The sequence below is a fragment of the Aeromicrobium alkaliterrae genome, from assembly GCF_039529015.1.
Classification (GTDB): Bacteria; Actinomycetota; Actinomycetes; order Propionibacteriales; family Nocardioidaceae; genus Aeromicrobium; species Aeromicrobium alkaliterrae.
In genome coordinates, this window is the sequence record NZ_BAAAME010000004.1 from 200664 (window position 1) to 223711 (window position 23048).

The following is a 23048-nucleotide window of genomic DNA, read 5'->3' on the forward strand; positions in this document are numbered from 1 at the left end:
GAACGCATCGCGTCCCGGGCTGCCGCGACGGACTCCGCCGTCAGGGTCTCGCCGTCGGCGAAGAGCTCGAGGTAGGCCCGGGCCTGGGGATGCAGCGTCATGCGCCCAGGCTAGACAGCGCCGGTCGGCTCAGCTGAAGTCGAGGTCGCCGTGGCGCGTGCGCTTGAGCTCGAAGAAGTCCGGGAAGCCCGCGAGCAGTCGCGCACCGTCGAACACCGAGCCGGCGGTCTCGCCGCGCGGGATCGACTGCAGCACCGGACCGAAGAACGCGACGCCCGCGATCTCGATGACCGGGGTGCCGACCTCCTCGCCGACCTTGTCGATGCCGACCTTGTGCGACGAGCGCACCGCGTCGTCCAGCGACGTGTCGTCGGCGGCCGCGGCCAGCTCGGCCGGCAGGTCGATCTCGGCGAGGACCTCGGCGAACAGCTCGGGGCTGAACTCACGACCCTCGTTGTGCTTCTTCGTGCCGATCGACGTGTAGTACTCGCGGAGCTTCGCAGGCCCGTGCTGCTGCTCGATGGCGATCGCGAGGCGGACGGGACCCCATCCGCGCTGGATCATCTCCTTGTACTCGTCCGGCACGTCCTTGTCCTCGTTGAGGACGGACAGGCTCATGACGTGGAACGTCGTGCTGACGTCGCGCACCTGCTCGACCTCGAGCATCCAGCGGGACGTGATCCACGCGAACGGGCAGAGCGGGTCGAACCAGAAGTCGACGTTCTCGGTGGCCACAGGTACTCCTCGGTGAAGGGGACAGCAGGTCTTCTCAGCTCAACACCGCGCGGCCCGTGCGCATTTCCTCGACGAGGGCCGAGACGACCGAGTCGAGCGCGCCACCGTTCGCGGCGGCCACGGCGCGCTGACGCTGGTACGAGGCTCCGCGGGCGACGATGTCGGCGACGCCCGCCAGCTCCTCGGTGCAGCCGAGGTCGTGCGCGACCGGTTCGAGGACGCGCAGCCAGCGGGCGAGATCGTCGCTGACGTGCTGCTCGTCGGCCTCGCGGTCGAGGATCAGGATCGCGTCCATCCCGTAGCGGGCGGCGCGCCACTTGTTCTCCTGGACGAACCACGGCGGCATCGTGGGGAGGTCGCGCCCGGCGTCGAGCTCGCGCGAGAAGTGCTCGACGAGGCAGTGGATCAGGGCCGAGATGCTGAGCACCTCGGTGAGCGTCGGGATGCCGTCGCACACCCTGACCTCGAGCGTGCCGAACTTCGGCGATGGCCGGATGTCCCAGCGGATCTCGTCGAAGATGTCGATCACGCCGGTGTGCAGCATGTCGTCGACGTAGCCCTCGAGCTCGGCCCAGGTGTCGAACTGGAAGCCCAGCCCGGCGGTCGGCAGCTGCTGGAACATCAGCGCGCGGTTCGAGGCGTAGCCCGTGTCCTTGCCGCCCCAGTACGGCGACGAGGCGCTGAGCGCGAGCAGGTGGCCGTAGTGGCCCAGCAGCGCGCGACTGATCGGCAGGACCTTCTCGCGGTCCTCGATGCCGACGTGCACGTGGACGCCGTAGATCAGCATCTGACGGCCCCACCACTGGGTGCGGTCGATCAGCGTCGCGTACCGCTCCTTGTCGGTGACCTTCTGCATGTCCCACCGCGAGAACGGGTGGGTGCCGGCGCACATCAGCTCGACCCGCAGGCGGTCGGTGACCGTGCGGATCAGCTCGATGCTGCGCTCGAGGTCGTGGCCGGCCTCACGCACCGTGCGCGAGACGCCCGAGACGACCTCGACGGTGTTGACCAGCAGCTCCTGGCGGATGTGCGGGTGCTGACCCCCGCCGACGGGAGCCACGGCGTCGAGCACGTACTCGGCGACCTGGCGCAGGTCACCGGAGTCGGCGTCGACCAGGGCCAGCTCCCACTCGATGCCGACCGTGGAGCGCTCGGACGTGGCGAAGGGAACGACCATGGCTCCATCCTGCCCGAGCCCGGGCTCCAGACCTACCGGGCCCGCGGACTGGGACGGGGTGGGTGGCATCTGACCTCGCGCCTCCGTACCGGACAAGCGGCACGGACCAGCAGCGGTGGGCTCGGCTCGCGATCGGGTGCACGACCGAGGTCGAAAGGGACCGGAAACGATGCATCCGGGTAGCCCCAACAACCGCGATGCCCCATCCCCGGTCCGACGAGGACCGCCGATGATGCATTTCGGCACCCCGGGCAGCCCGAATGCATCATCTCCGGTACCAGCCCCGCTGGGTCGTCCATGCCCGCTTGTCCGCAACCACCGCAAACCCTCAGACCCGGTCCCGCAGAACCGGAAACGATGCATTCCGGCGCCCCCGGCAGCCCGAATGCCTCATCTCCGGTCCCAGCCCCGCTGGGTCGTCCGTGCCCGCTTGTCCGCAACCACCGCAGGCGGTCAGCTCCCAGGGCGACCCTCAGCAGGTCTCGGCGAGGTCGGCGGTGTCGTTGGCCAGGGTCGGGTCGGCCGCCGCCTCCTCCTCGGAGCGCTCCGGCTGCGGCAGCACGGCGGTGGCCGTCTCGAAGGCCGACGGCGGCTCGTCCGCGCCCTCGGAGGCGTTGATCGCGTCATCGACCATCTGGCGCACGACGGGGAAGTCCGGGTCGACGGTGTTGACCGCGGGCGGCACGATCGAGACGGTCGACACGGGGAACGAGCGAGCCTTCAGCGCCAGGTCGGCGAACACGTCGAGCTCGGAGGCCGGGATGTCGGTCGAGAGCAGGGCCGCGCTGGACTTCGCGATGTCCTGCACGTTGAGCAGCACCTTCTGCGGGCTCAGCTGGGCGAGCATCGCGTTCATGACGCACTTCTGGCGGCCCATGCGGGCGAAGTCGTTGTCGGCCTTGCGGCTGCGGGCGTACCAGAGCGCCTCGTCGCCGTTGAGCTTCTGCTCACCGACCTCGATCCAGCCCTTGGTCTTCTCGGTGATGCCGCTCTTCGGCGTGCGCTGCTTGACGTCGAGCGTCACCCCGCCCACGGCGTCGATGAGCTGCGCGAAGCCCTGCATGTTGATCGAGGCGTGGTAGCTGATCTTCAGCCCCGTGATCGCCTCGACCGCCTGCGTCGTGGCCAGCAGGCCCGGGTCGGCGGTGTCGCCGAACAGGTCGGCGTGGTCGTTGGCCCACGTGCTGACGCCGTTGAGGTAGTAGCCCTCGTCCTCGTCGTCGCTGACGAACCCGTCGGGGAACTGCTCGTGCATCACGGTGCCCTCGGGGAACGGCACGCGCTGCAGGTTGCGGGGCAGGCTCACGATCACGGTGCGGCCGCTCTCGGCGTCCACGCTGGCGACGTTGATCGAGTCGGGACGCATGCCCTCGCGCCCCTCGCCGGAGTCGCCGCCGAGCAGCAGGACGTTGTAGCGGCCGTCGCTGGCGTCGGCGACCTCCTCGGACGCGAACACCGTGCCGATCAGGTGGTTCTGGGCGGCCAGCACGTTCGCCGCGAACAGCAGGGAGCCGGCGACCGCGAAGCACAGGACCCCGTTGACGGCCGTGACGATCAGCCGGCGGCGCTGCGGCAGCCGCAGCGGCATGCCGAGGCGCCAGGCGTCGAGCAGCAGGACCACCCAGCCGATCGCGGCGGCGGTCACGATCCACCGACCGAGGAACAGCACGCGCTGGTCGAGCACGAGGCTCAGGAACGTCGACCGCGACAGGTACGCCACCAGGAGCCCCAAAAGGGTCACCCCGAGCAGGCTCGCCCAGATGCGCACGGCCACGCGTCCGACGTTCCGGTTCCCGGCCGCGATCTGCGCGGAGCCCGGGACGACGAGCGTCATGACCAGCAGGACGATGGCACGACGGAACTGCACGCGTGCCGACTCCTCGGCGGCGGTGCGGGCAGGCGCGGCCGGACCCGCGCTCGAGCGATCGTCAGGCATGTCGTCCTCACGTGGGGAAGGTGCTGAGCGCGACCATTTGACCACGAAGTCTCGACCTCGACTTGAGGGCACGCCGACCGTCGCCACCGATTTTTTGGGCCGCGCGGTGGTGACGGATGGGTGTCATCGCCGCCGGACGCGGCCTGCGGGGATACCGTCTTCCCATGCCGCAACAGCCGCCCGAGGGGTACGACTGGCTCTACGACCAGGGCCCCTCGACGACGCCCCGCCGCGCCGCGCCCGCTCCGCCGCCGGAGCTGCCGCCGCCGAACCTGCCGCCACCGGGCCGGCGCCCTTCGGGTCCCACCGGCCCCTCGGGCGACGGACGACCGCGCAAGAAGCGGCGCTGGTGGATCCGCGTCCCGCTGCTGCTGATCGTGCTGTGGCTCGTGTTCCTGATCGCCGTGCCGTTCTGGGCGCTGAGCTCGACGAACCGCGTCGACGCGTCCTACGACGGCGACCGCCCGGCCGAGCAGCCCGGCACGACCTACCTCGTCGTGGGCTCCGACAGCCGCGCCGGCCTGACCCCCGAGCAGCAGGCCGAGCTCGCCACCGGCGGCGACGGCGGCGGCAACGGCCGCACCGACACGATCATGCTGCTGCACGTCGGCGACGGCCCGGCCCTGCTCCTGTCGGTCCCCCGCGACTCGATCGTCGACGTCCCCGGCTACGGGAGCACCAAGATCAACGCCGCCTACGCCTACGGCGGCCCGCCCCTGCTGGTGCAGACGATCGAGTCGAACACCGGCATCAGGGTCGACGCCTACATCGAGATCGGCTTCGGCGGCCTCGTCAACGTCGTCGACGCGGTCGGCGGTGTCGAGATCTGCCCGCAGGAGCCGATCAACGACCCCGACGCCGGGATCGACCTGCAGGCCGGCTGCCAGGAGGCCGACGGCGCCACCGCCCTGGGCTACTCGCGCTCGCGCCACACGTACGCGACGCAGGACATCCAGCGCGTCCAGGCGCAGCGCGAGGTCATGGGCTCGCTGGCCGAGAAGGTCAAGCAGCCCTCCAGCATCCTCAACCCGTTCCGCTACTGGGGCATCAACCAGGGCGCCGCGTCGTCGCTGGGCATCGGTGAGGACGTCAGCACGCTGCAGCTCGTCCGCTTCGCCCAGGGCCTGTCCTCGGCGATGGGCGGCGAGGGCCTCAGCTGCACCGTGCCGCTGAAGAACTTCGACGTGCGCTGGGACGACGAGCGCGCGGCTCAGATGTTCGACCTCATCACGAGCGACCGCACGGCCGACGTCGGCGACCTCTGCACTCCCGACGGGTTGCCGAAGGCGGGATAACCGTGGTCCGACGGCAGCGGGTGTGGTGGGTCGCGGCGGCAGCAGCAGCTGTCGTCGCGGTGTCCACCGCGCTGCTCGCCGGCCCGGGCAACGACCGCGCGAGCGCGGGGGCTGCACCGACGATGCTCGTCATCGGCGACTCGATCTCCGCGAGCTACGTCGACGAGCCCGGCAGCCCGAAGCAGGCGTGGTGGAGCTTCGTCGCGCGCGAGCTGGGCTACGAGACGACCGTGCTGGCCGAGGCCGGCTCGGGCTACCAGCGACCCGGCTCGCAGTGCCGCGGCACGACCTTCCCGCAGCGACCCGGCGTGTTCGAGCAGCCGCCGCCGAGCCTGATCCTGGTCGAGGGAGGCCGCAACGACTGGGCCCGCTGCGACGGCACCGACCTCGTCCCGGTGCCGAGCGAGGAGGTGCTGGCGGCGGCCGACGCCTTCCTCGAGCGCCTCACCACGACGTACCCGGACGCGCGCGTCGTGGTGCTCGCGCCGCCGTGGGGCCCGCTGCAGCAGCAGTACGTCGACGACGTCACGGCCGCCATCGAGACCGCCGCCGACCGCAACGGCTGCGAGTTCCTGCCCATGGACGGGGTCCTGCCCGAGGACCGCACCCCCGACGGGGTGCACCCCGACCTGGACGGGAGCCGCGCGATCGCGGAGGTCGTCCTGACGGCGCTGAACCGCGAGCCGGACGCCGTCTAGCCCAGCGCGGCAGCGATGCGCGGTGCGATCGCGGTCAGGGCGTGCCCGCGGTGGCTGATGCGGTCCTTCTCGGCGACCTCGAGCTCGGCGGTCGAGACCTCGTGGCCCGTGGCGGCGAAGAGGGGGTCGTAGCCGAAGCCACCGCCACCGAACGGCGCGTGCAGGATGCGTCCCGCCATCTCGCCGTGCTCGACGATCTCGGTGCCGTCCGGGAGGCACAGCGCGATGGCGCAGACGAACCGGGCCGTGCGCCGGACGTCGGGGACGTCGCCGAGCTGGCTGAGCAGGAGGTCGTTGTTCGCGCGGTCCTTGTCGGGCCCGGAGACCCCTGACCAGCGAGCCGAGAGCACGCCCGGCATCCCGTTAAGCGCGTCGACGCAGAGGCCCGAGTCGTCCGCGAGTGCCGGCAGGCCGGTGACCTCGACGCAGGCGCGCGCCTTGATCAGCGCGTTGCCGGCGAAGCTCGGATCGGTCTCGGCGGGCTCCGGGTAGGCCTCGACGTCGGCCAGGCCCAGCACCGTTAGCCCCGGCACGAGGGGCGCGACGATGCGCTGCAGCTCGGCGAGCTTCTTCGCGTTGTTCGACGCCAGCACGATCCGGCGGCCGTTCGCCGCAGCAGCCGTCATCGGCCCAGGGCCTCCACCTGCAGACGGGTCAGCTCGGCGCAGCCGCCGGCGGCCAGGTCGAGCAGCGCGTCGAGCTCGGCCTTGTCGAACGGGGCGCCCTCAGCGGTGCCCTGCACCTCGACGAACGAGCCGGAGCCCGTCATCACGACGTTCATGTCGGTCTCCGCGCGCACGTCCTCGACGTAGGGCAGGTCGAGCATCGGGACGCCGTCGATGATGCCGACGCTGATCGCGGCGATCGAGTCGCGCAGGGGCTCGCCCTTCGTGGCGTCGAGGCTCTTGAGGTGCGCGACCGCGTCGGCCAGCGCGATGTAGGCGCCCGTGATCGCGGCCGTGCGGGTGCCTCCGTCGGCCTGGAGCACGTCGCAGTCGATCGTGATGGTGTTCTCGCCGAGCGCGGCGGTGTCGACCGCGGCGCGCAGCGAGCGCCCCACGAGGCGCGAGATCTCGTGCGTGCGGCCGCCGACGCGGCCCTTGACCGACTCGCGCGAGGAGCGGTCGTGAGTGGCCTGCGGCAGCATCGCGTACTCGGCCGTGACCCAGCCCTTGCCCTGGCCCTTGAGCCAGCGCGGCACGCCCTCCACGGCCGACGCGGCGCACAGCACCCGCGTGCGACCGAACTCGATCAGGCAGGAGCCCTGCGCGTGGTCGAGCCAGTTCCGCTGGATCGAGATGTCACGGAGCTGGTCGACGGCGCGGCCGTCCTCACGAGTCGTCATGCGGCCACTCTAGGGACCGGCTCAGGCCTCGAACACGTCGCCCGGTCGCACGATCGCGTAGCGGCGGTCGTACACCGCAGCCAGGTCGGCCTCGACCTCGTCGGCGTCGGTCCAGTCCGGGATGTGCGTGATGAGCAGGTGCCCCACGCCCGCTGCGGACGCGCACTGGCCCGCCTCGGCACCCGTGAGGTGCAGGTCGGGCGGGTTGACGGCGGACTCGACGAACGACGCCTCGCACAGGAACAGGTCGGCGCCTGCCGCGAGCTCGTCGAGCTCAGGAGTGGGTCCGGTGTCGCCGGAGTAGACCAGGACCTTGCCGCCGGCCTCGACCCGCATCGCGTAGGCCGGAACCGGGTGCTTGACCCGCACGACCGTGACCGTGAAGGGGCCGACCTGCTGGACGGGCTGGTCCTCCCACACCGCGAAGTTCAGGGCGTCGAGCGGCGGCTCGCCACCGGGGCCGCCGGCGTGCGCCAGGAACTCCTCCGCGCCGCGGGGCGCGATCACCTTGATGCTCTCGTACGCGCCCTTCGGGTGGTACTTGGCGATCACGACGAGGCTGACCAGGTCGATGCAGTGGTCGGGGTGCAGGTGGCTGATCGCGACGGCGTCGATGCCACGCGGGTCCATGTAGCGCTGCAGCTGACCGAGCGAGCCGTTGCCCAGGTCGAGCACGAGCCGCCAGGTGCGGCCCTCGTGCTCGGTCTCGACCAGGTAGCAGCTGGCCGCGGAGTCCGGCCCCGGGTAGGAGCCCGCACAGCCCACGATCGTCAGTTTCATGCCCTGACCTCCCTGAGGCCGAAGCCCTCGACGAGTCCGACCTCGGGTCCGAGGAAACGGCGACCCAGGGTCGCGAACTCCTCGGGGTCCCCCGTCGTCATGAAGTGGTGCTGCGGCGCCGGCAGGTCCGCGTCGCGCGTCAGACCCTCCCGAGCGAGGAGTCGGTAGACGTCCTTGGCCGTCTCCTCGGCGCTGGAGACCAGCGTGACCGCGTCACCCATGACGTAGGACAGTACGCCGGTCAGGAGCGGATAGTGCGTGCAGCCCAGGACCAGGGTGTCGACACCGGCCGACTTGAGCGGCGCGAGGTACGCCTCGGCGACCCGCAGCAGCTCGTCGCCGCCGGTGATCCCGGCCTCGACGAACTCGACGAAGCGCGGGCAGGCCTGGACGTGCAGGTCGATGCCGGGGTTGGCCGCGAAGGCGTCGTCGTAGGCGCGGGAGGTGGCCGTCGCCGTGGTGCAGATGACGCCGACGGATCCGCCGCGCGTGGCGTTCACGGCGCGGCGGGTGGCGGGCACGATGACCTCCACGACCGGGACGTCGTAGCGCTCGCGCGCATCGCGCAGGACCGCGGCGCTGGCGGAGTTGCACGCGATGACCAGCGCCTTGACGCCGTGCTCGACGAGCTGGTCGAGGCACTCGAGCGCGAACTCGCGCACCTGGCCGATGGGCCGCGGACCGTAGGGCTGGCGCGCGGTGTCGGCGACGTAGAGCACCGGCTCGTGGGGCAGCTGGTCGAGCACCGCACGGGCCACCGTCAGCCCGCCGAAGCCGGAGTCGAAGATGCCGATGGGTGCGTCCGCCACAGCCCGAGACTAGAGCCCGGTGGGCCGTCGCACCACATGACGTCGACGACGCTCCGGGTCCGGACCGGCGGGCGGCCTCAGAGCGGGAGCTTGGGCTGCGGCGGGGCGTGGGTCGGGTCGACGCCGTCGAACAGGCTCGAGACGGACTCGCCCGCGTGGATGCGGGCGATCGCCTCGGCGAACAGCGGCGCGACCGACCGGATCCGCAGCGCGGGCCAGTCGGCCGGCGGCGGGACCGTGTCGGTCGTGACGACCTCGGCGATCGTGGGGTGGTCGCGCAGGCGCTCGACGGCGTTGCCCGTGAAGAGCCCGTGCGTGCAGGCGACCGAGACCTCGGTGACGCCTTCCTTCTCGAGCATCGCGACGAGCTCGACGATCGAGCCGCCCGTCGCGATCTCGTCGTCGAGGACGATGACCTTCTTGTCGCGGACGTCACCGACGATCGCGTCGATCACGACCTTGTCGTCGGCCTTGCGCTGCTTGCTGCCGGCCGCGACGGGCAGGCCCAGCAGGCGGGCGAACTGCGACGCCGTCTTGGCGTTGCCGAAGTCGGGCGAGACGATGACGGTGTCGCTCAGGTCGCGCTCGCGGTAGTAGGCGGCGAGCTCGCCGATCGCGGTCAGGTGGTCGAGCGGCATCGCGAAGAAGCCGTGCACCTGCGGCGCGTGCAGGGTCATCGTGACCACCCGGTCCACGCCCGCCGTGGCGAGCATGTCGGCGACGAGCTTGCCGCCGATCGAGATGCGCGAGGCGTCCTTCTTGTCCGAGCGCGCGTAGGCGTAGTGCGGGATCACGACCGTGATCGACGCGGCCGAGGCACCGCGCGCGGCGTCGACCATCAGGAGCAGCTCCATCAGGTGGTCCTGCGTCGGCGGCACGAGCGGCTGCACGATGTAGACGTCGCGCTGGCGGCAGTTCGCCAGCAGCTGCACCTGGAGGCAGTCGTTGCTGAACCGCGCCGTCTCCGACGGGGACAGCGACACCCCGAGATGGCTGCAGATGCTCGTGGCGAGCTCCCGATGGGCACTGCCGGAGAACACGACGATCTGGCTCACGATGGGAAGCCTAGGGGAGGTCGGGCCCTGCGCCTATCCCGCGCCCGCGGACGCCGGGGTCAGAGGTTGACGACGACGAGCCAGAGCCCCGTCAGCGCCGCCGTGCCGGCCAGGCCGACGGCCGCCCCGACGAGTCCTCGGAGGACGGGTCCCCACGTCGCCCTCGCGAGCGCCACGACCAGCGAGCCGAGGGCGATCGCGACCAGGGTCAGCAGCAGCCCGAGGAACCCCAGGAACCCCCACCACCCGGTGTCGCTGTCGGCGGGCCCGTTCGCCCGGATCAGCAGGGCCACGACCGTGCCCCCGAGCCACAACGCGCCGTAGGCGCTCAGCATGACCAGCCAGCCGCGGAGCCTCAGGCCCACAGCTGGCCCTCGAGGGCGTCCTCCGCCTCGTCCAGCGTTCCCTCGTACGCGCCGGTCGAGAGGTACTTCCACCCGCCGTCGCACACGACGAAGACGATGTCGGCGCTCTCGCCGGCCGTGATGCTCTTGGCGGCCTGCGCCAGAGCCGCGTGCAGGATGGCGCCGGTCGAGATGCCGGCGAAGATGCCCTCGGAGTCGATCAGCTCGCGCACCCGGCGGACCGCGTCACGCGGGCCCACGCTGAACCGGGCGTCGATCATGCTCTCGTCGTACAGCTCGGGCACGAAGCCCTCGTCCATGTTGCGCAGGCCGTAGACAAGCTCTCCGTAGCGGGGCTCGGCGGCCACGATGCGCACCTCGGGCTTGTGCTCGCGGAAGAAGCGGCCGACACCCATCAGGGTGCCGGTGGTGCCGAGCCCGCCCACGAAGTGGGTGACCTCGGGCAGGTCGGCCAGGATCTCCGGGCCGGTGCCGCTGTAGTGCGCACCCGCGTTGGCCGGGTTGCCGTACTGGTAGAGCATGACCCAGTCGGGGTGCTCGGCGGCGATGCCCTTGGCCACCCGGACCGCCTCGTTCGAGCCGCCGGCGGCGGGCGACGGGATGATCTCCGCGCCCCACATGCGCAGCAGCTGGCGGCGCTCCTCCGAGGTGTTCTCGGGCATCACGCACACCATGCGGTAGCCGCGCATCTTCGCGACCATCGCCATGGAGATGCCCGTGTTGCCGCTCGTGGGCTCGAGGATCGTGCAGCCCGGGGTGAGTCGGCCGTCGGCCTCAGCGGCCTCGATCATCGCGAGGGCGGCGCGGTCCTTGATCGAGCCCGTCGGGTTCTGGTCCTCGAGCTTGGCCCAGAGCCGCACGTCGGCGGACGGCGAGATCGTCGGCAGGCCGACCAGCGGCGTGCCGCCGACCGACTCGATGAGGTTCGCGAAGCGGGTCACGCCGGCAGGGGTGCCGGGCCCTGGGCGGCGAGATCGGACACAGCCCCGCCGGCGACGGCCGGCAGGATCACGACGGTCGAGCTCTCGGCGACCGGGGTCTCCAGGGCGCCCGTGAAGCGGATGTCCTCGTCGTCGACGTAGATGTTCACGAAGCGGCGCACGGCACCGTCCTCGACCAGGCGCTCCTTGATGCCCGGGTGGGCCGACTCGAGCGCGTCGATGACCTCGGCGACCGAGGCGCCGGTGGACTCGACCGCGCGCTCACCGCCGGTGTACGTGCGCAGGATCGTGGGGATGCGGACCTCGATGGCCATCAGGCTGACTCTTTCGTGGGGGCGGGTGCGTCATCGTCGTAACGCTCGACGATCGTGACTTCTTCCTCGGTGACCTCGCCGTCGACGATCCGGTACGACCGGACGTCGACGGGGCCGGACTCGTGGGCGCCGTCGCGCGTGCTGACCAGCACGTAGTGGGCGTTCGGCTCCGAGGCCAGGTTGGTGTCGGTGCGCGACGGATAGGCCTCGGTGGCGGTGTGCGAGTGGTAGATCACGACGGGCTCCTCGTCGCGGTCGTCCATCTCGCGGTAGAGCCGCAGGAGGTCACCCGAGTCGAACTCGTAGAACGTGGGCGACATCGCGGCGTTGACCATGGGAACGAACCGTGTCGGCCGGTCCGACCCGAACGGGCCGGCGACCACGCCGCACGCCTCGTCGGGGTGGTCGCGACGCGCGTGGGCCACGATCGCGTCGAGGATCTCCCGCTGGATGGTCAGCACGGTCACCGATCCTATCGACGCCTTCCCGAGCGGCAGATCGGGCGTCCGCCCACCGGTCAGGAGCTAGTCGAGGGCGGCGACGAGGGATTCCTGCACGAGCCCGAGCCAGTCGTAGATGTCGCTCATCGCGACCGCCGCCGGGTCGGCGGAGTGTGCGACGAGGTCGACGTCCTCCTCGGTCTCGATGCCGAGCCGGATCGCGAGGGCGAGACGGATGTCGGTCAGCGCCTTGAGCCACGCGAGGGACGCCTCAGGGCCGAGCTCGACGTCGACCTCCTCCTGGCCGCGGATGTCGCTCGCGTCGGGGTCGAAGCCGCCCACGACGAGCGCCGCGATGAGGGCCTCCGCGTGGCTGACCTTCGCAGCGGTCAGCGACTGCTCGGTGTACCGCCGGAACTCGCCCGACTCCTCGGCCTCGTCACCCGAGTACGCGTCGGGCAGCAGGCGCCGCAGGACGGGGTCCTCCGGCGGCATGACCGGACCGTTCATGCCCAGCTGGGCGGCCAGCGGGTCGGTGTCGGAGACGGACTCGCCGTGGCGGTCGCGCAGCAGCTCGACGACCTGGCGGGCCAGGTTCGCGAGCAGGTCGGCCTCGGCCGGGTCGAAGGTCGCGGTGATGCTCCCCCGGCGCCTGCGGCGGAACGGCTTCATCCCATGGCTCCCGTCACGCCTCGTCCTTCTGGACCGTGGCCCACAGACCGTAGTCGTGCATCGCCTGGACGTGCCGCTCCATCTCCTCGCGGCCGCCGCTGGAGACCACGGCGCGACCCTCCTGGTGGACCGCCATCATCAGCGTGGTCGCCTTCTCCTCGGTGTAGCCGAAGTACGTGCGGAACACGAAGGCGACGTAGCTCATGAGGTTGACCGGGTCGTTCCAGACGATCGTCACCCACGGTCGGTCGATCGCGAGGTCGGCGACGACCTCGGTGTCGGCATGCTCGACAGGAGCTGTCTTGGGCACGGTCCCCATTGTGACGCAGGCGTGGCTGCGACGAAACCACGCTCCCGCCGCCCCCGGACGACCGTCCCCGCGCCTAGGCTGCCGAGGTGACCTCCACGGCGCTGCTGACCGACCGCTACGAGCTGACGATGCTGCAGGCGGCGCTCGCCGACGGCACCGCGCACCGGCCGAGCGTGTTCGAGCTGTTCTCCCGCAGGCTGACGGGCGGGCGGCGTTACGGCGTCGTCGCCGGGACCAGCCGCGCGCTCGACGCGCTGGAGCAGTTCCGCTTCGGTGACGCCGAGCTGGAGTGGCTGCGCGAGTCCGAGGTCGTCGACGCGCCCACGCTCGACTGGCTCGCCGACTACCGGTTCTCCGGCTCGATCTGGGGCTACGCCGAGGGCGAGGTCTACCTGCCGCAGTCGCCCGTGCTCGTCGTGGAGTCGACGTTCGCCGAGGGCGTGCTGCTCGAGACGCTGCTGCTGTCGGTCCTGAACCACGACTCGGCGATCGCGTCGGCCGGTGCCCGCATGATCTCGGCCGCGGCGGGCCGTCCCTGCATCGAGATGGGGTCGCGGCGCACGCACGACGGGGCCGCCGTGGCGGCCGCCCGCGCGGCGCACGTCGTCGGCTTCACCGCGACCTCGAACCTCGAGGCCGGCCGGTCGTACGGGGTGCCGACGACCGGCACCAGCGCGCACGCCTTCACGCTGCTGCACGACTCCGAGCGCGAGGCCTTCTCGGCGCAGGTCGACGCGCTGGGGGTCGGCACGACGCTGCTCGTCGACACCTACGACGTCTCCGAGGCGATCCGCACGGCGATCGAGGTCGCCGGGCCCGGGCTGGGCGCCGTGCGCATCGACTCCGGCGACCTGGTCTCGCTCGCGCGGCAGGTGCGCCGCCAGCTCGACGACCTCGGCGCGACGCAGACCCGGATCATCGTGACGAGCGACCTCGACGAGCACGCGATCGCCGCGCTCGCGGCCGCTCCCGTCGACGGGTACGGCGTGGGCACGTCCCTCGTCACCGGGTCGGGCGTGCCGACGTGCGGCTTCGTCTACAAGCTCGTCGCGCGGGCCGGCGACGACGGCGAGATGGTGCCCGTCGCGAAGGCCAGCACCGCGAAGACCTCGGTCGGCGGGCGCAAGTACGCCGTGCGGCGGTTGACCGACGGCGTCGCCCGGGCCGAGCTCGTCGGCATCGGTGAGCCTCCTCGGCACGACGGTGACGACCGGTCGCTCCTGGTCCCCCTCGTCGCCGACGGCGAGCGCGTGCACCACGGCACCCTCGCCGACGCCGTCGCCCACCACCGCGCCGCGATGGCCGAGCTCCCCGCTGCCGCGATGCAGCTCTCCCCCGGCGGCCCCGTCCTCGACACCCTCCTCACCTGACCGCCGGGCGGTGACTGAGGGACCAGTCCCACACCCGGGCGGTGAGTCTGGGACCAGTGCCGGTGCTCAACAGGTCCCTCAGTCACCGCTCTCCCGTGCGACAGGTCCCTCAGTCACCGCCCGGGCCTAGGGTGGGGGGATGACGGCTCCGGTGACGACGGCGTTGATCGTCGTGGACGTGCAGAACGACTTCTGCGAGGGCGGGTCGCTCGCGGTCACCGGCGGTGCGCAGGTCGCCGCCGACGTCGCCGAGCTCATCGCCTCCGGCACCTACGGCACCGTCGTCGCGACGCGTGACCACCACGTCGACCCGGGCAGCCACTTCTCCGACACCCCGGACTTCGTCGACTCCTGGCCGCGCCACTGCGTCGTCGGCACCCCGGGTGCCGAGCTGCACGAGCCGCTGCACGCCGACCTCTTCGCCGCGACGTTCTTCAAGGGCGAGTACGAGGCCGCCTACTCGGGCTTCGAGGGCCACGACGCCGACGGCACCACGCTGGCCGACTGGCTGCGCGCCGCCGGCATCACCGACGTCGACGTCGTCGGCATCGCGACCGACCACTGCGTGCGCGCCACCGCGCTCGACGCCGCCCGCGAGGGCTTCGGCGTCCGCGTGGTCGAGGGCCTCACGGCCGCCGTCACCTCCGCGAACCTCCCCGACCTCCGCACCGAGCTCACCGCTGCCGGGGTCGTCGTCGCGCCGTCACGCTGAGCGCGCGGCGAGCTCCTCGTCGCTGGGCATCGTGTCGGGGAACGTGCCGAGGCGCTCGACGATGTGTCCGTTCGGGTAGCTCTTGACTCGCGCCAGGTCGCGCGCGTACGTCGGGTTCCGCCGAGCCGGCAGGTGGGCGAGCACCCGCCCCCGCAGCCGCAGGGCCGACCGGGTGGCCCACCGCGCGACCGCCGGCGGCTTGCGATAGCCGAAGGCGGCGAGCAGGGCGTCGTCCATCAGGCTCCGGGCGAACAGGTCCACGACCGGCGCGAGCGGTCGCGGGTAGAACGAGACCAGCAGGTCCAGGGTCGCGTCCGCCACGGCGCGGGTCTTGCGGTCGGGCGTGAAGTGCTCGGTCTCGTAGACGTCGAGCAGGCGGCTGAACCCGGCGTAGTCCTGCGGCAGGTCCTTGATGCCCATCAGCGCGCCGACGCGCTTGTAGTACTCCACCGTCGCCTCGACCTCATGCCCCCGCAACGGCCGGTAGCCGAACTCCTCGACCCACCGCACCGGCATCACGACGAACGTCGAGAGGACGTAGCGCATGTCGTCGTTGCTGATGTCGTAGCTGCCGTGCATCTGGTTCATCCGCCGGATCGACTGACGCCCGTCCGGCGAGTCCGGACCGTGCTCGACGATGCCCTCCAGGATCAGGACGGTGTCGTCGTGACGACGCTGCGTGTCGACCGTGAACTGACCGGTGTCGAACAGGAGCCGGCCGATGCTGGGGACCGCATAGGTGCGGAACAGCGCGAAGCTCAGCGCCTGCTGGAGCTCCCAGGGGAACTCGTGCATCGACAGGATCTGGGTGATCCGCAGCCGGTCGGCCACGGGGTCCAGCCGGTCGATCTCGCGCGCCCAGTGGTCGCGGCGCAGGGGCAGTCGCATGGGGTCTCCTATCGTGACAGCGTCACTGTCACGCTAGGGCACGACGGGACCGGAATCCAGCCGCGCGGACCCCGCGAGAGGCCTGCAACCGCGCTCAGAACGCGAGTTCGGCCGCCAGCAGCTCGAGCGAGCGCTCCCGCGCCGGAGCCGCGTCCGGCGCGACGCCGACGTGCTCCGAGGCGATGGGGTGCAGCATGACCTCGTCGACCTCGAACTGCTCCGCGAGCTCGCGCAGGTGGGCCGCGACGGCGGCCGGCTCGCCCACGCCACCCTGGCGCAGCGAGGACGCCACGATCGCCTCCAGCTGCGGCGGCAGGTCGTCCGTCGGGTCCTCGGCCAGGGCGAGCGGCTGCATCGGCAGGCCGCCGCGCAGGCGCGCCATGTTCATCGCGTTGGGCCGGGCGAGGTCGCGCGCCTCCTCGAGCGTCGGTGCCACGGCGACGTTCGCGGTGAGGAACGTGGTGGGCTCGGCGCACACGTCACTGGGACGGAAGTGGCTCCGGTAGAACGCGAGTGCCTCGGCCGTGCCGTGGCCCGAAAAATGATGCGCGAAGACGTACGGAAGGCCCTTCTCGGCGGCCAGCTGGGCCGAGTACATCGACGACCCGAGCAGCCACAGGCGCGGCACGGACGCCGCGGCCGGGGTGGCCTTGAGGATGTACGGCGCCCGGCCGAGGGTCTGGGGCACCGGGACCTTGACCCCTTCGGCGCCCATCAGCGCGACGACGTCGTCGAGGTACTGCGGGAACAGACGGACGTCGGAGTCGTCGCGGCCCGCGGCCCCCCGCAGCGCGACCGAGGTGACCGGGTCGGACCCGGGCGCGCGACCGATGCCCAGGTCGATGCGCCCCGGGTAGGCCGCCTCCAGCAGCGCGAACTGCTCGGCGACCGCCAGGGGCGCGTGGTTCGGCAGCATCACGCCGCCGGAGCCGAGGCGGATGCGCTCGGTCGCCGCGGCGAGCATCGCGATCAGGACCGGCGGGCTGGTGGCGGCGACGGACGGCATGTTGTGGTGCTCGGCGACCCAGTAGCGGTTGAAGCCGAGACGGTCGGCGGTGCGGACCAGGCCGATGCTGGCGCGGACCGCGTCCCCCGATCCCTGGTCGGTACGGACGGGGACGAGATCGAGCACGGAGAGCCTCACCCCCGTCTCAACAACGGACGGGGGCGAGACCTTCCCGGGCACGCTCAGACGGTGGCCGGCTCCGGCGAGAAGGCGACGATCGCGTCGACCGCGCCCTGCAGCTTCGCGATGACCTCCTCGGTGCCGAGCACGTCGACGTCGATCGAGGTCTGCGAGACCGTGACGTCCTCCAGGGCGATGCCGCCGGCGATCGTGGCGGACTTCAGCGCGTGCTCGTGCGACCAGACGCCGCCGTAGGGCGTGGGGGTCACGCCGATGGCCGCCACGGGCTTGCCGGTGATGGCGCCCTGGCCGTACGGGCGCGAGAGCCAGTCGATCGCGTTGTTCAGCACGGCGGGCATCGTGCCGTTGTACTCCGGCGTCACGAGCAGGAGTCCGTCCGCGTCGGCGACCGCGTCGCGCACGCGCTGGGCGTCGGCCGGGGTCTGCCCCGCGTCGACGTCCTCGTTGTAGAACGGCAGCGCGTCGAGGTCCTCGACGACGTCGAGCTGCACGCCCTCAGGGGCGTGGTCGCGCAGGTACTCGGCGACCTGGCGGTTGACGGAGTCGGCGCGGAGGCTGCCGACGAGGACGGCGACGCGGGTGGTGGTGTCGGACATGGTTGCTCCTGAGGTTTTGGGTGAAGCGGACTTGGGTCCGTTTAGTACGGTAGCACGTAAGCGGACCGCGGTCCGTATAGTGGACGTCACATTCCGCGCTCCCCCGCCCCGCACCCGCCCTACAGTGAGATCCGATGACCGACCTGCCGCTCCTGCCGCTCCCCCTCGCCGGGGAGCCCGCGAGCGAGCGCAGTGACGCAGCGCGCAATCGCGCGGCCCTGCTGTGCTCGGCACAGGCCCTGGTGGCTCAGTGCGGCGTCGAGGACGTCACGATGGACGCCGTCGCGGCGCACGCCGGCGTCGGCAAGGGCACGGTCTTTCGTCGCTTCGGCAGCCGCGCCGGGCTCATGGTCGCCCTGCTCGACCAGAACGAGTCGCACTGGCAGGCCCAGGTCATCTCCGGGCCACCGCCGCTCGGGCCCGACGCCCCTCCGTGGGACCGCCTGGAGGCCTTCGGCCGCTCGCGGCTCGAGACCACGATCCTGCACGGCGACCTCCTGCGCGCCGCCGGCGCGGCCGGCAGCCGCTCGGCGCCCGCGGTGACGTTCGTCGTCCAGCACGTGCAGCACCTGCTGCGCGAGCTCGGCGTCACGGGCGACGTCCGCCTGCTTGCGACGGCCCTCATGGCGCCGCTCGAGATCGGCGTGCTCGACGAGCTGCGCACCAAGGGCATCGACACCGAGCGCGTGATCCACGGCTGGCTCGACCTCGCCCGCCGCATCGTCGGCGGCTGCTAGGGCATCAGCCGCTGGCGCGGACGGCCCACTTGCGCACCAGGTCGATGCGCTGCTGCAGCGTCTCGACCGAGGCCGAGGCCGCCGGTGGCCCGCCCGTGGCGTCGCGCAGACGGGTGTGGGTCACGCCGTGCGGGGTGCCGGTGCGGTGGTGCCACGCCCCGACGAGCCCGTTGAGCTCACGGCGCAGCTCGCTGCGGCGCTCGTGCAGGACGGCCTCACGCGTCTCGGCGTCGACCTTCGGCTTCGCGGCCTTGGTGCGGCGGCTCTGGCGCAGCAGCTCGGCGACCTGGTCGGGCTCGAGCAGCCCGGGGATGCCGAGCAGGTCGAGCTCCTCGCCGTCCTCGACGAGGCCGTCGTAGCCGAACTCGCCGCCGTCGTAGAGCACCTTGTCGAAGGAGGCCTGGCTGCCGAGCGCCTGGTACTGGTTCTGCAGCTCGGCCGAGCCGGACTCGGCCTCCTGCGCCTTCGCGAGCAGCTCGGCCTCGGCGGCGAACAAGTCGTCCTCGTCCTTGACCGGGCGTCCGATGACGTGGTCGCGCATCGTCTCGAGGTCGCTGGCGTGGCCCAGCAGGCCCGCCACGCTGGGCAGGAAGATCGTCGCGGTCTCGCCGCGGCGACGTGCCCGCACGAAGCGGCCCACGGCCTGCGCGAAGAACAGCGGTGTCGAGGTCGTGGTGGCGTAGACGCCGACCGACAGGCGCGGGATGTCGACGCCCTCGCTGACCATCCGCACCGCGACCATCCACGGCTCCATGCCGGCCGAGAACTCGGCGATGCGCTGGCTCGAGCCCGCCTCGTCGCTGAGGACGACGACGGGGTCGACGCCCGTGATCTCGGCGAGGATGCGGGCGTAGGCGCGAGCCGAGTCCTGGTCGGAGGCGATCACCAGGCCGCCGGCGTCGGGGACGTCGCGCCGCACCTCGCTGAGGCGGCGGTGGGCCGCCGTCAGCACCGCCGGGATCCAGGAGCCCTTCGGATCGAGCGCGGTGCGCAGGGCCTGCGCGGTGGCGTCGCGGGTGAGCGGCTCGCCGAGGCGCGCCTGGATCTCGTCGCCGGCGCGGGTGCGCCAGTGCATGTCGCCCGAGTAGGCCATGAAGAGCACGGGGCGGACCACGCCGTCGCGCAGCGCGTTGCCGTAGCCGTAGCTGTGGTCGGCGACGCTGACGAGCGTGCCGTCGTCGGCCGGGGCGTAGGTGACGAACGGGATGAAGCTGTCGTCGGAGCGGAACGGCGTGCCCGTGAGGCACAGCCGCCGGACCGCGGGCTCGCAGGCCTCGCGCACCGCGTCGCCCCACGTGAACGCGTCGCCCGCGTGGTGCACCTCGTCGAGGATCACGAACGTGCGGCGGTGCTCGATGCGGACGCGGTAGGCCGTGGGGTTGGTGGCCAGACCCGCGTACGTGACCGCGAAGCCGCGGAAGTCGGCGCCCAGGACGCCTCCCCCGGCCATCGTGGGGTCGAGCGTGATGCCGACGCCGGCCGCGGCCTGGGCCCACTGCACCTTGAGGTGCTCGGTGGGGGCCACGACCACGACGCGCTCGACGATCCCCCGCGACAGCAGGTCGGCCGCCAGCGTCAGGGCGAAGGTGGTCTTGCCGGCGCCGGGCGTCGCGACCGCCATGAAGTCCCGCGGCTGACGCCGGGTGTACTCCTCGAAGGCGGCTCGCTGCCAGGCCCGTAGACGGGTGCCGCTCACTCCGGTCCGGAGGAACCGGAGCCGTCGCCGCCGCCGTCCTGCAGGGAGTCCCAGATCTCCTTGCACTCGGGGCAGACCGGGAACCGTTGCGGGTCGCGGCTCGGCACCCACACCTTGCCGCACAGGGCGACGACGGGGGTGCCCATGACCATGGCCTCGGTCAGCACGTCCTTGGGGACGTAGTGGCTGAAGCGTTCGTGATCGCCGTCCTCGCGCAGCTCAGTGCGCTCCTCATGGACGGTCTGCGTTCCGCTGCCGAAGAATCCCACGCATGCATCCTACGCGGACCCGGTGACGTCCCGGGCCGACACGAGCGGACGAGGGTCAGTTCTCGCTGGGGTCGTCGGGCAACGTCGCCCAGAACCGCAGGTCGCCGGGCTGGCGCCGCACGACGTCGTGCCACAGCGAGTCGGGGTGGCGGCTGATGAGGTCGCCCGGCTCGGCCTCGAGCACGAGCCAGGACCCCTCAGCGACCTCGCCCTCGAGCTGCCCCGGGCCCCATCCGGCGTACCCCGCGAACACGCGCAGGCCCGCGAGGACCTGCGGGGCCGGCGGGGGCCCGTCCAGGTCGACCAGCCCGATGCGTCCCGCCATCGGACGCCAGCCCACGGGCGGCCCGTCAGCCGGAGCCGGGTCGGCGAGCACCCCGACCGCGAGGGCCGAGTCGACGGCGACCGGACCGCCCTGGAACAGGAGCGTCGGGGAGGTCACCGAGCTGGTCCAGTCCGGCAGCAGCCGGTGGACCTCCGACTCCAACGGACGGTTGACGATGACGCCCAGCGCCCCGTCGGCGTCGTGGTCGAGCAGGATCACGACGCTGCGGGCGAAGACGCCGCCCCCGATGGCCGGGGTGGCGACGAGAAGCCGACCTCGCCATGCATCCATGCCCCCTATGATGCCCGCATGGCTGACGCAGCGTCCGGAACCGGTGCAGACGCGTCCCCCGCGCCGCACGGCGACTTCGAGCTCACGATCGACGAGCTCGCCGGCCACGTGGGGATGACGGTGCGCAACGTGCGCGCGTACGCCGGGCGTGGCATCCTGCCGCCGCCGCGCCTCGAGGGCCGCACGGGCTACTACGGCCGCGAGCACGTCCAGCGCCTCCAGCTCGTGCGCGAGCTGCTCGACCGCGGCTTCACGCTCCAGGCGATCGAGTCCAGCGTGCGCGAGGCCCGCCCGGCGGTCGCCGGCCACACGCTCGACCTGCTGCGCATCCTCGACGAGCCGCACGACGTCGAGCCCGAGATCATGACGCGCGCCGGGCTCGCCGCCCTGGCGGGCGTCGACCGCGACAACCGGCTGATCGACGACCTCGCGGCGCTGGGTCTCGTGCGCTGGATCGACGACCAGAACGTCGAGCTGCTGCAGCCGCAGATCGTGCGCATCGGCGCGACGGTCGTGAACCTCGGCCTGGACCCGAGCACGGTCATCAACCTCTACCCCCTCATGCGGGCCCAGCTGCGGACCGTCGCCGACGCCTTCGTGCGGTCGGTCTCGGCCGAGATCATCGACCCGTTCCTCGAGGCCGGCCTGCCCGAGTCCGACTGGGACCACATCCTGGCCGTCACGGAGGGGCTCCTCCCGATCGCCAGCCAGGTGACGGTCGCGATCCTGCGCGAGCAGCTCGGTGCGGCGATCGACGACGAGCTCTCGGTCAAGCTCGAGGCGCTCCGCCTGGCCTCCACGCCCCGCGAGGACTGACCGCACGCCCTTCGAGGCTCGCTCGTTCCTCGCTCGCACCTCAGGGCCCGGAAGGGCTTCCGCCCCCTGAGGTGCGACGAAGGAGCCTCGAAGGGGGCACCCCAGCCACCGGCGCGGAGAACGAGAGACCCCCGCCGCGACCGGGAGGGAGAACGAGGTCGCAGACGGGGGTCTCGGATCCCGCGGCGCCGAAGGGAGGAGGGCGGCACGGGGGCTCGGGTCACGCAGCCAGCGCGTTGCGCAGCCGCTCGAGGAGGCTGGGACCGGCCACCGGCAGGGGCACGATCTCGGGCAGCACCGCCTGGTCGCGGGCGGCGTCGGCGATCTCCTGGCCGCGACCGACGAGCGTCGGCGACATCGCCGGCACCCCGGCCGCTCGGGCGAGGAGCTCGTTCTCCTTGGCGACCGCGCGGGCGAGCGTCGCGGAGGTGCGGTGCTCGTCGAGCAGGCGGCGGGCGCCGGGCAGGGCCGCGGCGGTGTCCACCCAGGCGTTGATCACGCCGATCTCGGGCGTGTCGGCACCGTCGCCGACCAGCAGGTCGAGACGGGTGCTGAGGGCGGAGGTCCAGAGCAGCTGGACGTCCAGCAGGAGCAGGGAGGGGTCGGGGTAGACCTCCTCGGCGCCGGGGACGGCGGCAAGGGCGGACTCGATCGTCACGGTGGCGTCGGCGTCGGCTGTTGCCAGGACGTCGGCCACGACACTCTTGCGACGGCGGTAGGCATCCCAGGTCATGGTCGCGATCCTTTCGTCGGGGGGTACGTACTGAGAGTACGTACTTTGAGTATGGCGCATCGCCGCAGGTCAGACCACTTAAGACCCATGTGATCCCCGGCACGGGTGGACCGTCCCTCTAGGATGTGAGACATGACTCATCCGGCCAAGGTCCTGCGCGCGGCCCGCAAGGCCTCGGGCAAGGCGTCGGGCCGGGGCTACTCCTCCGGCACGAAGAAGGCCCTCGTCCAGAGTGCGACCCGCCTGTTCGCCGACCACGGCTACGCCGGCACCTCGCTCGACGAGGTCGTCGCGGCCTCCCGCGTCACCAAGGGCGCGTTCTACCACCACTTCCCCAGCAAGCTCGCGCTGTTCGACGCCGTCTTCACCGAGCTGCAGGAGTCGGCCATCCGGCGCATCCGCTCCGCCTTCGAGGCGGAGTCCGATCCGTGGGAGCAGGCCCAGGCCGGGCTGCGGGCCTATCTCGACGTCAGCCGCGAGACGGAGTTCCGTCGCATCTGCATGCAGGAGGCCCCCGTCGCGCTGGGCCACGAGGCCTTCACGGAGGCCGAGCGAGCCGCCTCGCTCGGCTTCATCCAGGATGTCGTCGACCGCCT

28 protein-coding genes are annotated in these 23048 nt (G+C 71.9%); 7 read left to right on the top strand and 21 right to left on the bottom strand.

Annotated elements, in window-relative coordinates; all coding sequences use genetic code 11:
- Window positions 1–129: 129 nt before the first annotated feature.
- The 3 genes from ABD127_RS08980 to ABD127_RS08990 form a co-directional block, all read right to left on the bottom strand.
- On the bottom strand, window positions 130–735 hold the full coding sequence (locus ABD127_RS08980; protein WP_344200211.1) for a mycothiol-dependent nitroreductase Rv2466c family protein: 606 nt from the start codon (window positions 733–735) through the stop codon (window positions 130–132).
- Between the two features lie 34 nt (window positions 736–769).
- Window positions 770–1912 carry a glutamate--cysteine ligase gene (locus ABD127_RS08985; protein ID WP_344200214.1) on the bottom strand — a complete coding sequence of 381 codons (1143 nt, stop codon included), beginning with the start codon at window positions 1910–1912 and terminating at the stop codon, window positions 770–772.
- Window positions 1913–2384: 472 nt separating this feature from the next.
- Window positions 2385–3848 carry an LCP family protein gene (locus ABD127_RS08990; RefSeq protein WP_344200216.1) on the bottom strand — a complete coding sequence of 488 codons (1464 nt, stop codon included), beginning with the start codon at window positions 3846–3848 and terminating at the stop codon, window positions 2385–2387.
- A 164-nt stretch (window positions 3849–4012) separates the two neighbouring features.
- Here ABD127_RS08990 and ABD127_RS08995 point away from each other — a divergent pair, with 164 nt between their 5' ends.
- Both ABD127_RS08995 and ABD127_RS09000 read left to right on the top strand, forming a co-directional pair.
- Entirely contained in the window at window positions 4013–5143 is a 1131-nt protein-coding gene (locus tag ABD127_RS08995; protein WP_344200219.1) for an LCP family protein, read from the top strand.
- Between the two features lie 2 nt (window positions 5144–5145).
- The gene (locus ABD127_RS09000; RefSeq protein WP_344200222.1) at window positions 5146–5841 is read left to right on the top strand and encodes an SGNH/GDSL hydrolase family protein; all 696 of its coding nucleotides are present in this window, start codon (window positions 5146–5148) and stop codon (window positions 5839–5841) included.
- On the opposite strand, the gene rdgB is transcribed toward ABD127_RS09000, so the two are convergent.
- The 11 genes from rdgB to clpS form a co-directional block, all read right to left on the bottom strand.
- Complete coding sequence (gene rdgB, locus ABD127_RS09005; protein WP_344200225.1) at window positions 5838–6467, bottom strand: RdgB/HAM1 family non-canonical purine NTP pyrophosphatase; 630 nt, start codon at window positions 6465–6467, stop codon at window positions 5838–5840. The genes ABD127_RS09000 and rdgB overlap by 4 nt on opposite strands.
- Window positions 6464–7186 (bottom strand): ribonuclease PH, encoded by a 723-nt coding sequence (gene rph, locus ABD127_RS09010; protein WP_344200228.1) that lies wholly within the window; start codon window positions 7184–7186, stop codon window positions 6464–6466. The genes rdgB and rph overlap by 4 nt, the downstream gene beginning before the upstream one ends.
- Window positions 7187–7207: 21 nt before the next feature.
- Entirely contained in the window at window positions 7208–7966 is a 759-nt protein-coding gene (locus tag ABD127_RS09015; RefSeq protein ID WP_344200230.1) for an MBL fold metallo-hydrolase, read from the bottom strand.
- Window positions 7963–8775, bottom strand: a complete 813-nt coding sequence (murI, locus tag ABD127_RS09020) for a glutamate racemase (RefSeq protein WP_344200233.1) — start codon at window positions 8773–8775, stop codon at window positions 7963–7965. The genes ABD127_RS09015 and murI overlap by 4 nt, the downstream gene beginning before the upstream one ends.
- A gap of 77 nt (window positions 8776–8852) precedes the next feature.
- Window positions 8853–9830: a ribose-phosphate diphosphokinase gene (locus tag ABD127_RS09025; protein ID WP_344200235.1), complete on the bottom strand. Its 978-nt coding sequence runs from the start codon at window positions 9828–9830 to the stop codon at window positions 8853–8855.
- A gap of 59 nt (window positions 9831–9889) precedes the next feature.
- Window positions 9890–10195: a hypothetical protein gene (locus ABD127_RS09030; RefSeq protein ID WP_344200238.1), complete on the bottom strand. Its 306-nt coding sequence runs from the start codon at window positions 10193–10195 to the stop codon at window positions 9890–9892.
- A complete protein-coding gene (locus tag ABD127_RS09035; RefSeq protein WP_344200241.1) occupies window positions 10186–11136 on the bottom strand; it encodes a PLP-dependent cysteine synthase family protein in 951 nt (316 codons plus the stop codon). The genes ABD127_RS09030 and ABD127_RS09035 overlap by 10 nt, the downstream gene beginning before the upstream one ends.
- Window positions 11133–11450, bottom strand: a complete 318-nt coding sequence (locus ABD127_RS09040) for a MoaD/ThiS family protein (RefSeq protein ID WP_344200244.1) — start codon at window positions 11448–11450, stop codon at window positions 11133–11135. The genes ABD127_RS09035 and ABD127_RS09040 overlap by 4 nt, the downstream gene beginning before the upstream one ends.
- Window positions 11450–11911 (bottom strand): M67 family metallopeptidase, encoded by a 462-nt coding sequence (locus ABD127_RS09045; protein ID WP_344200247.1) that lies wholly within the window; start codon window positions 11909–11911, stop codon window positions 11450–11452. The genes ABD127_RS09040 and ABD127_RS09045 overlap by 1 nt, the downstream gene beginning before the upstream one ends.
- A gap of 63 nt (window positions 11912–11974) precedes the next feature.
- Entirely contained in the window at window positions 11975–12562 is a 588-nt protein-coding gene (locus ABD127_RS09050) for a DUF2017 domain-containing protein (RefSeq protein ID WP_344200250.1), read from the bottom strand.
- Between the two features lie 13 nt (window positions 12563–12575).
- The gene (clpS, locus tag ABD127_RS09055) at window positions 12576–12881 is read right to left on the bottom strand and encodes an ATP-dependent Clp protease adapter ClpS (RefSeq protein WP_344200253.1); all 306 of its coding nucleotides are present in this window, start codon (window positions 12879–12881) and stop codon (window positions 12576–12578) included.
- 77 nt (window positions 12882–12958) lie between these two features.
- Here clpS and ABD127_RS09060 point away from each other — a divergent pair, with 77 nt between their 5' ends.
- Entirely contained in the window at window positions 12959–14242 is a 1284-nt protein-coding gene (locus tag ABD127_RS09060) for a nicotinate phosphoribosyltransferase (RefSeq protein ID WP_344200256.1), read from the top strand.
- 139 nt (window positions 14243–14381) lie between these two features.
- Window positions 14382–14954 carry an isochorismatase family protein gene (locus ABD127_RS09065; protein WP_425545804.1) on the top strand — a complete coding sequence of 191 codons (573 nt, stop codon included), beginning with the start codon at window positions 14382–14384 and terminating at the stop codon, window positions 14952–14954.
- Here ABD127_RS09065 and ABD127_RS09070 read toward each other — a convergent pair.
- The 3 genes from ABD127_RS09070 to ABD127_RS09080 all read right to left on the bottom strand — a co-directional run bounded on the left by ABD127_RS09070 (window position 14946) and on the right by ABD127_RS09080 (window position 17585).
- Window positions 14946–15842, bottom strand: coding sequence for an oxygenase MpaB family protein (locus ABD127_RS09070; RefSeq protein WP_344200259.1), 897 nt, complete (start codon window positions 15840–15842; stop codon window positions 14946–14948). The two genes, ABD127_RS09065 and ABD127_RS09070, sit on opposite strands and share 9 nt — an antisense overlap.
- A gap of 94 nt (window positions 15843–15936) precedes the next feature.
- Window positions 15937–16974: an LLM class flavin-dependent oxidoreductase gene (locus tag ABD127_RS09075; RefSeq protein WP_344200262.1), complete on the bottom strand. Its 1038-nt coding sequence runs from the start codon at window positions 16972–16974 to the stop codon at window positions 15937–15939.
- 56 nt (window positions 16975–17030) lie between these two features.
- Window positions 17031–17585: an NADPH-dependent FMN reductase gene (locus tag ABD127_RS09080; RefSeq protein WP_344200265.1), complete on the bottom strand. Its 555-nt coding sequence runs from the start codon at window positions 17583–17585 to the stop codon at window positions 17031–17033.
- Between the two features lie 134 nt (window positions 17586–17719).
- Between ABD127_RS09080 and ABD127_RS09085 the strand changes: the two genes are divergently transcribed.
- Window positions 17720–18322, top strand: coding sequence for a TetR/AcrR family transcriptional regulator (locus tag ABD127_RS09085; RefSeq protein ID WP_344200268.1), 603 nt, complete (start codon window positions 17720–17722; stop codon window positions 18320–18322).
- A 4-nt stretch (window positions 18323–18326) separates the two neighbouring features.
- On the opposite strand, the gene ABD127_RS09090 is transcribed toward ABD127_RS09085, so the two are convergent.
- From ABD127_RS09090 to ABD127_RS09100, 3 genes are read right to left on the bottom strand one after another with little or no spacing between them, the layout of a single operon-like run.
- Window positions 18327–20018 carry a DEAD/DEAH box helicase gene (locus tag ABD127_RS09090; RefSeq protein WP_344200269.1) on the bottom strand — a complete coding sequence of 564 codons (1692 nt, stop codon included), beginning with the start codon at window positions 20016–20018 and terminating at the stop codon, window positions 18327–18329.
- Window positions 20015–20287 (bottom strand): DUF3039 domain-containing protein, encoded by a 273-nt coding sequence (locus tag ABD127_RS09095; RefSeq protein ID WP_344200272.1) that lies wholly within the window; start codon window positions 20285–20287, stop codon window positions 20015–20017. The genes ABD127_RS09090 and ABD127_RS09095 overlap by 4 nt, the downstream gene beginning before the upstream one ends.
- A gap of 55 nt (window positions 20288–20342) precedes the next feature.
- Window positions 20343–20903, bottom strand: coding sequence for a YqgE/AlgH family protein (locus tag ABD127_RS09100; protein WP_344200275.1), 561 nt, complete (start codon window positions 20901–20903; stop codon window positions 20343–20345).
- 18 nt (window positions 20904–20921) lie between these two features.
- Between ABD127_RS09100 and ABD127_RS09105 the strand changes: the two genes are divergently transcribed.
- Window positions 20922–21719 (top strand): MerR family transcriptional regulator, encoded by a 798-nt coding sequence (locus ABD127_RS09105; protein WP_344200277.1) that lies wholly within the window; start codon window positions 20922–20924, stop codon window positions 21717–21719.
- A gap of 220 nt (window positions 21720–21939) precedes the next feature.
- Here the strand turns inward: ABD127_RS09105 and ABD127_RS09110 are convergent, their stop codons facing one another.
- Window positions 21940–22452: a hypothetical protein gene (locus tag ABD127_RS09110; protein ID WP_344200280.1), complete on the bottom strand. Its 513-nt coding sequence runs from the start codon at window positions 22450–22452 to the stop codon at window positions 21940–21942.
- A gap of 132 nt (window positions 22453–22584) precedes the next feature.
- Here ABD127_RS09110 and ABD127_RS09115 point away from each other — a divergent pair.
- Window positions 22585–23048: TetR/AcrR family transcriptional regulator (locus tag ABD127_RS09115; RefSeq protein ID WP_344200282.1), on the top strand; the 464-nt coding region annotated here is incomplete at its 3' end.

Excerpts from the sequence above, each read along its gene's own strand:
- ABD127_RS08985 (WP_344200214.1), bottom strand. The coding sequence starts at position 1,912 with ATGGTCGTTCCCTTCGCCACGTCCGAGCGCTCCACGGTCGGCATCGAG.
- ABD127_RS08990 (WP_344200216.1), bottom strand. The coding sequence starts at position 3,848 with ATGCCTGACGATCGCTCGAGCGCGGGTCCGGCCGCGCCTGCCCGCACC.
- ABD127_RS08995 (WP_344200219.1), top strand. The coding sequence starts at position 4,013 with ATGCCGCAACAGCCGCCCGAGGGGTACGACTGGCTCTACGACCAGGGC.
- rdgB (WP_344200225.1), bottom strand. The coding sequence starts at position 6,467 with ATGACGGCTGCTGCGGCGAACGGCCGCCGGATCGTGCTGGCGTCGAAC.
- rph (WP_344200228.1), bottom strand. The coding sequence starts at position 7,186 with ATGACGACTCGTGAGGACGGCCGCGCCGTCGACCAGCTCCGTGACATC.
- ABD127_RS09015 (WP_344200230.1), bottom strand. The coding sequence starts at position 7,966 with ATGAAACTGACGATCGTGGGCTGTGCGGGCTCCTACCCGGGGCCGGAC.
- ABD127_RS09040 (WP_344200244.1), bottom strand. The coding sequence starts at position 11,450 with ATGGCCATCGAGGTCCGCATCCCCACGATCCTGCGCACGTACACCGGC.
- ABD127_RS09050 (WP_344200250.1), bottom strand. The coding sequence starts at position 12,562 with ATGAAGCCGTTCCGCCGCAGGCGCCGGGGGAGCATCACCGCGACCTTC.
- clpS (WP_344200253.1), bottom strand. The coding sequence starts at position 12,881 with ATGGGGACCGTGCCCAAGACAGCTCCTGTCGAGCATGCCGACACCGAG.
- ABD127_RS09065 (WP_425545804.1), top strand. The coding sequence starts at position 14,382 with ATGACGGCTCCGGTGACGACGGCGTTGATCGTCGTGGACGTGCAGAAC.
- ABD127_RS09070 (WP_344200259.1), bottom strand. The coding sequence starts at position 15,842 with ATGCGACTGCCCCTGCGCCGCGACCACTGGGCGCGCGAGATCGACCGG.
- ABD127_RS09080 (WP_344200265.1), bottom strand. The coding sequence starts at position 17,585 with ATGTCCGACACCACCACCCGCGTCGCCGTCCTCGTCGGCAGCCTCCGC.
- ABD127_RS09085 (WP_344200268.1), top strand. The coding sequence starts at position 17,720 with ATGACCGACCTGCCGCTCCTGCCGCTCCCCCTCGCCGGGGAGCCCGCG.
- ABD127_RS09100 (WP_344200275.1), bottom strand. The coding sequence starts at position 20,903 with ATGGATGCATGGCGAGGTCGGCTTCTCGTCGCCACCCCGGCCATCGGG.
- ABD127_RS09105 (WP_344200277.1), top strand. The coding sequence starts at position 20,922 with ATGGCTGACGCAGCGTCCGGAACCGGTGCAGACGCGTCCCCCGCGCCG.
- ABD127_RS09110 (WP_344200280.1), bottom strand. The coding sequence starts at position 22,452 with ATGACCTGGGATGCCTACCGCCGTCGCAAGAGTGTCGTGGCCGACGTC.